The 6,469-nt window shown below is 71.3% G+C and carries 6 protein-coding genes and 1 pseudogene; 4 read left to right on the forward strand and 3 right to left on the reverse strand.

The window, feature by feature from the left end:
* Positions 1–712: RDD family protein (locus SACSA_RS23035; RefSeq protein ID WP_019816558.1), on the reverse strand; the 712-nt coding region annotated here is incomplete at its 3' end.
* Positions 713–751: 39 nt separating this feature from the next.
* Here SACSA_RS23035 and SACSA_RS0114160 point away from each other — a divergent pair.
* The 4 genes from SACSA_RS0114160 to SACSA_RS0114175 all read left to right on the forward strand — a co-directional run bounded on the left by SACSA_RS0114160 (position 752) and on the right by SACSA_RS0114175 (position 5,031).
* Complete coding sequence (locus SACSA_RS0114160; RefSeq protein ID WP_019816559.1) at positions 752–1,759, forward strand: stage II sporulation protein M; 1,008 nt, start codon at positions 752–754, stop codon at positions 1,757–1,759.
* A gap of 191 nt (positions 1,760–1,950) precedes the next feature.
* The gene (locus SACSA_RS0114165) at positions 1,951–3,066 is read left to right on the forward strand and encodes a helix-turn-helix domain-containing protein (RefSeq protein WP_157596890.1); all 1,116 of its coding nucleotides are present in this window, start codon (positions 1,951–1,953) and stop codon (positions 3,064–3,066) included.
* Positions 3,067–3,116: 50 nt separating this feature from the next.
* Complete coding sequence (locus SACSA_RS0114170; protein WP_198009070.1) at positions 3,117–3,632, forward strand: hypothetical protein; 516 nt, start codon at positions 3,117–3,119, stop codon at positions 3,630–3,632.
* Between the two features lie 271 nt (positions 3,633–3,903).
* Positions 3,904–5,031 carry a class I SAM-dependent methyltransferase gene (locus tag SACSA_RS0114175; protein WP_019816562.1) on the forward strand — a complete coding sequence of 376 codons (1,128 nt, stop codon included), beginning with the start codon at positions 3,904–3,906 and terminating at the stop codon, positions 5,029–5,031.
* Between the two features lie 27 nt (positions 5,032–5,058).
* Here SACSA_RS0114175 and SACSA_RS0114180 read toward each other — a convergent pair whose 3' ends face one another.
* Positions 5,059–5,799, reverse strand: coding sequence for an SGNH/GDSL hydrolase family protein (locus tag SACSA_RS0114180; RefSeq protein WP_019816563.1), 741 nt, complete (start codon positions 5,797–5,799; stop codon positions 5,059–5,061).
* A 260-nt stretch (positions 5,800–6,059) separates the two neighbouring features.
* A pseudogene (locus tag SACSA_RS23040) lies at positions 6,060–6,469 on the reverse strand (DUF58 domain-containing protein); the annotation flags it as partial.

Genomic DNA, 6,469 nt, shown 5'->3' on the forward strand with positions numbered 1-6,469 from the left:
AGAGGTACGCCCACGGCGGCACACCGGCCGGGACGGGTGCGCCGATGCGGTGGGCGACCTCGGCGGCGAGCCGGGCGCCGACCCGTTCGCGCGAGCCCTCGTCGAGCTCGTGATACCGGCCGAGATATTGGCGAGCCGCCAACGCGAGGTCGTCGGGCAGGCCGGTGAGGTCGAGCCCCGAGGCCCACGCCGCCAGCGCCGGGGGCATGGCCAGCTCCATGGTGGCGGCCGATCGGGGTGCCCGCTCGCGCACCACGACCGTGCCGGCGAGGTAGTCGCCGACCCGCTTGCCCTGTTCCGAGGACAACGAGGTCAGGAACCCGACCACGCTCCAGGCGCCGAACGGGCCGAAGTCGACGAAGGCGCCCGCGAGCGCGCGAATCAGGGCGTGGCGAAAGCGGATCGGCCCACCGTCGGCGCGCACGACGCGCAGGCCGAGCGCCATCTTGCCGAGCGTGCGGCCCCGCGTGAGCGTCTCCAGCAGGGTCGGGTAGCCGATGAGGACGGCCAGTTGCACCGTGGTGATCACCGCCAACAGCAGCGCGGTGTCGCCGGTGACCGGAGTGAGCGCGAAAACCAGGAGGACCAGCAGGAGGGACGCGACCTGCACCAGGAGATCGAGGGCATAGCCGAGTGCCCGGCTCGCCGACCGGGCGAGCCGCAGGTCGAGCACCACGGCGTCGCCGGTGACGAGGTCGGATTCTCCGCGCATTCTCCCCAGTATCGTGGAGGCGACCCGGAGGGGTGAAACGTGGATCTGGACGTGTTCGTCGCCGAGCACCGCGCCGAGTGGGACCGGTTGGCCGAGCTGACCCGGCGCGGCCACCGGCTGACCGGCGCCGAGGCCGACGAGCTGGTGCGCCTCTACCAGCGCGCGGCCACCCACCTTTCGCTGGTGCGCTCGACCGCGCCGGACGAGCAGGTGCTGTCCCGGCTTTCGGCGCTGGTGGCGCGGGCCCGCGCCGCGGTGACCGGGTCGCACACCCCCGCGTGGCGGGACGTGGGCCGGTTCTTCGCGCGCCGCTTCCCCGCGGCCGTGTACCGGGCATGGCCGTGGTGGGTGTCCACCGCCGCCGTGTTCGTGTTCGTCACGGGGATGCTCGGCGCGTGGGTGGCCGGTGACGCCGGAGTACGGGCGAGTATCGCGGCCCCGGAGGAGATCCGCGCGATGACACGCCCCGGAGGGCAGTACGAGTCGTACTACTCCAGCGAGCCCGCCGCGTCGTTCGCCGCGCAGGTGTGGACGAACAACGCCCAGGTCGCCGCCGCGTCACTGGTGCTCGGCGTACTGCTGGGCCTGCCCGTGCTCGTGGTGCTGTTCCTCAACGCCCTCAACCTCGGGGTGGGACTCGGCCTCATGGCCTCGGCCGGGCGCGGCGAGTTCTTCCTCGGGTTGCTCGCCCCCCACGGGCTGCTTGAGCTGACGGCCGTGTTCGTCGCCGCGGGCCTGGGGCTGCGGCTGGGCTGGACGGTGCTCGACCCGGGGCCGCTGCCACGGCCGGTGGCGCTGGCTCGGGCGGGTCGCACGGTCGCCGCCGTGGCGCTGGGACTGGTGTGCGTGCTGCTGGTGTCCGGGGTGATCGAGGCGTTCGTGACCCCGTCCGGTCTGCCGACGTGGGCCCGGGTGGGCATCGGCGTGGCCGCCGAGGCGGGTTTCCTGTGGTACGTCTTCGTCGTCGGCAGGCGCGCGGCCCGGGCGGGCGAGACCGGAGACGTCGACCCCCGGGACGTCGACGCGCCCCTGCCCACGGCGGCGTGAACGAAACATGTGGCCAGTTTTCGCGCGTCGTGACCGCCGTTCGGTCGGCCCGCCCGATGTCGTGAACGCGCGAGCGCGGCCTGTGTCGACGGCGCGAGTGGCACGCGAGCCGATCATCGCCCGTAGGCAGCCGCACCCGCTCCGGTCGCCGAGAAGTAGCACGCGGCAGCCATGTGTTCTAAAATCGCACAGTGGCTGTCGACATCGAGTCCATGGGAAGGCGCATCGCGACCGCGCGGGACCGTGCTGGATTGACCCAAGCCGAGCTCGCGGCGGCCGTCTCGCTCGACAGGTCAGCCCTGGCGAAAGTCGAAAGCGGCTCGCGTCGGGTCTCAGCGCTCGAACTCGCCCGGATCGCGGAAGCCGTCGGGGAGCGGATCGAGTGGTTCGTCATGGAGACGCCCGCAGCCATCGTTTCGCACCGCAACGTTGCGGAGCCGGCGGGTGAGAGCCCGGCCATCGACCGCATGGTCGAACGGATCGCCTGGAACGTCGAGTTCGTCGCGCGCCACGACGACGCCTTCCCCGTCCCGTCCGTCACTCGCCTTGACCGTCCGGGCAGCATGGCCGAGACAGAGCGCGCGGCGTCGGAGGCGCGGCGGATGCTCGGCCTGGACAGCCAGGCCCCTCTGCTCCACCTGTCAGCCGTATTCGGTGACCTCGGCCTCTTCTCGTTCGCGATCGACATGGGGCCGAACTCCGCGGACGCCGCCTCCATTCTGTTGGCCACGGGCGGTGTCGCCGTTATCAACGGGCATCTCCGGGTCGGGCGTCGTCGCCTCGCACTCGCCCACGAACTCGGCCACTACCTGTTCGCCGACGAGTACACGATCGACTGGCGAATCGATGACAAGGACGACGACTACGCGTGGGAGTCACGCATCGACCGCTTCGCGCGCGCGCTCCTCCTTCCCACCGAGGGCGTCGAGCGATTCTGGACCGATCGTCGGCGCGATGGGGATTCCGTGCGAACCGCGGCCGTCAAGACGGCGAGCACCTTTCGCGTCGACATGTCGACGCTCTCCCGGCGCCTGCGGGAATTGAGGTTGGCCGACGACACGGAAGCAGCACAGATTCGGAACTACCGAACGACGCGCGCTGACATCGTCGAACTGAACCTCGTGACAAGCGACGAGTTGGCCGCCCCGACACTCGCCCGTGTCTACGAGAAGGCCGTACTGCGCCTGTACCGGCACGAGATGATCTCCTCCGCCCGAGCGGTCGACCTGCTCTTCGACACCTGGGACGAAGGAGATCTACCCGAACTCCCCGAGCTACCCGAGAGCGCGGTCTGGGACTTCGTCTGATGGCGGGTACTGGGGATTCCGTCGTCTCGGCCGGTCCGGTCGAACTGCTGGTGTTCGACACCAGCCCGCTCATGCACTTCGCTCGTCAGAACTGGCTCGGGGTCTTGAAAGCGGTGGTCGGTGAGCGCAAGGCCCTGGTTCCAGACGTGGTGCTCGACGAACTCACGGAGAGCGCCGCACGAGACCACCGGATTCAGGCCGCGCTGGAAGCGGACTGGATCGAACACCGAGAGCTCCGCACGACGGCGGAGATGGCGGCCTTCGCCGAATTCGCCTCGCTGCTCGTACGCGGAAACCGCAACAAGGGCGAGGCAGGAGTCCTCGCTCTCGCGAAAACCAGTGGCGGCGTCGCTGTCATCGACGACGGTGCGGGCAGGCACGCGGCCAAGACCCATGGGGTCGCGCTCCGTCCGACACTGGCACTGCTGTGCGAAGCCATTCGAGGTGGCCTGTTGACCGTGGAGCTGGTCGATGCCCTCGCAGACGACCTGCTGATGAGTCAGTATCGCCTGCCTTTCCGTCCCGGCGGGTTCCGCAACTGGGCTCAGGAACACGGCCTATGCTGATACGACGCTGATACGACAATGACATCACCGTCATGGCTCGGGACCACCTTCACGCTCGGCAGGCTCGTGTGGTTGCACCCAAGGGTGGCCGTCGATGTCACTGCGCGGACGCCCGCTCCATCACGCCGGGCGCCAGACGACAGGCCCGCCTCCGGCGCGATGAAACCCGACCTTCCGTCACTGGTGACGACGCCCGCTGTTTGACCGACCCCCGATCGGGCGAATCCCGGGGCGTGGGACACCGACGCCACCACAGCCCCGGGAGGGCATCATGACCGCCACGCCGCCCCAGCGGGCCGAGACCGGCGAACTCGACACCGACCGCGTCGAGGAGTTCGCGGGCAGGCTCCAGGAGTTCATCACCGGCGGGATGCTCAGTCACCTCATCGGCATCGGCCACCGCACCGGACTGTTCGACGCGCTGGGGCGCGGGCCCGCCACCAGCCACGAGCTGGCCGAGCGGGCCGGGCTCAACGCGCGGTACGTGCGCGAGTGGCTCGGCGCGATGGCCACGAGCGGCATCGTGACCTACGACCCCACCACGCTGACGTTCACGCTCCCCGCTGAGCACGCGCTGTGCCTGACCGGCGACCGCGCCACCAACCTCGCACCGTTCACCCTGGCCACGGCGGCGCTCGGGGAGCACCTGGACGAGGTCACGACCGCGTTCCGCGAGGGCGGCGGGGTCCCCTACGAACGGTTCCGTCCCCGGTTCACTGAACTGATGGACGGCATGAGCCGGGGCCTGTTCGATGAGCAGCTCATCGACGGCCTGCTCCCGATGACGGGCGACCTGCCGCGCCGGCTCACCGAGGGCGCGCGGGTGGCCGACATCGGCTGCGGCACGGGCCACTCGACGAATCTGCTGGCCGCGCACTTCCCGGCCTCGCAGTTCGTCGGCTACGACTTCGCCGACGACGCCGTGGAGCGTGCGGGAGCCGAGGCTGCGGACATGGGATTGTCCAACGTGTCCTTCGCCGCATACGACATCGTGCATCTGCCGCTGGACCCGCCGTTCGACGCCGTGTTCGCGTTCGACACGATCCACGACCAGGCCGAGCCCGCCCGCGTGCTGCGCCGGGTGTACGACGCGCTGGCGCCGGGCGGGTACTTCGTCATGATGGACACCCGCGCGGCCACCGACCTCGCCGACAACCTCGACAACCCGTCGGCGCCGCTGCTGTACTCGATCAGCACGCTGCACTGCATGACCGTGTCGCTGGCCCAGGGCGGAGCCGGGCTCGGCACGGTCTGGGGTGAACAGCTCGCCAGGACGATGCTCCGCGACGCCGGGTTCACCGGCATCGAGGTCAACGACGTGCCGGACGACCCGCTCGACTCGCTTTACGTCTGCCGCAAACCTGGCGAGCCTCCGGCGCCGCGCCGTGCGGAGACCTGACGGGCACCGCCCGCCCGCGCGCGGTCGTTACGAGCGGGCGCCACCGCACCACGTGTCGAGATAGGTCCAGACCACCGCCCGCACGAGCCGCTGCCCCGCCGGGTTGAGGTGCGCCCGGTCCGGCAGGAAGAGGCCCTCGGCCTCCTCCGTGTCCCCCGCGGGCAAATACTCGCGCAGGTCGAGGACCTCGTTGCCCTCGTCCGCCGCGACGGTCTCGATCACGTCCGCGTAGGTATCCCACGGGTACCTCGGGTCCTCGGCCTCGCGGGCGCCCAGCTCGTACTGGATGACGTGCAGGACCGTCGACCGCGGCGACGCCGCGGCGAGGTCGTCGACGACCCTGCGGTAGTGCTCGTCGAACTCGGCGGGGTCGACATCCCGGGAGAAGTCGTTGGCTCCCACCACGACGAGGACCAGCGCGGGCATCAGATCGCCCGCCGTCTCCGCCGCTCCCGCCGTCTCCGGCCACCGGCCGCCGGGCAGGAAGTCGGACGCCGTCGCGCCGTTGTGCGCGAGCACGGTCGTGGAGGTGCCCCACTCCTCGGCGGCCCGGCGGGCCAGCCGCGTGGACCAGGCGGCGTCGGTCTCGGCGTAGCCGCCGTCCCCTTCGTACCCCGGCAGGCCCCAGCCGGTGCTCAGCGAATCCCCGAGCACGAGCGCCGAACTCCGGTCGGAGCACCACGTCGGTGCCTCCTTCGGATCGGCCTGGGGCGCGGCGCACCCGGCCACCACCAGCGCGGCGGCGCCCAGCACCAGACCCGCCCGCACACCACGAACCAACGGACTTCCCCTTCTCGACGCTCCCCGACCGCACCGCACGACGCTCGGCACGGGCACCCTGGACGTCGTCCTCGCGAACCCCGGCGTTTCACCGCGTCGTCCACACCACACAGCCGGACGCGTCCGGACGGGGGACGCGGCCCACGTGCCGGCAAGGCCTCCTTGCCTGCGTTGAGTGCAGTGAAGGAGGCCTTGACGGCACGTCAACGGGGGCTGGGTGGGTTCGATCGCGCGAAGCGGGGCGCGAGTCACAGCCGCCCGCGTGCCTTGAGCGTGAGATAGCGGTCCGCGAGCGCGGGGGCCAGCTCGTCCGGTGCGGCGTCGACCACCTCGGCGCCGTGCCGGGCCAGCAGCGTGGTGACGTGCCGCCGCTCGGCGAGGGTGCGTTCGGCCGCCGCCGCCCCGTACACGGCGTCGGCATCGCCCCGGCCCGCCGCCAGCCGGGACACCTCCGGGTCGGCCACGGCGGCGACCAGCAGCCCGTGCCGCGCGGTCAGTGACGGCAGTACCGGCAACAGCCCCTCCTCGAACGGCGCGGGGTCCAGACCGGTGAGCAGGACGACCAGCGAGCGGCGCCGGGCACGGCGCAGCACCTCGGCCACCATGCCCCGCGCGTCGGTCTCGACAAGGCGGGGTTCCAGCGGCGCCAGCGCCTCCA

Source organism: Saccharomonospora saliphila YIM 90502 (assembly GCF_000383795.1).
GTDB lineage: Bacteria > Actinomycetota > Actinomycetes > Mycobacteriales > Pseudonocardiaceae > Saccharomonospora > Saccharomonospora saliphila.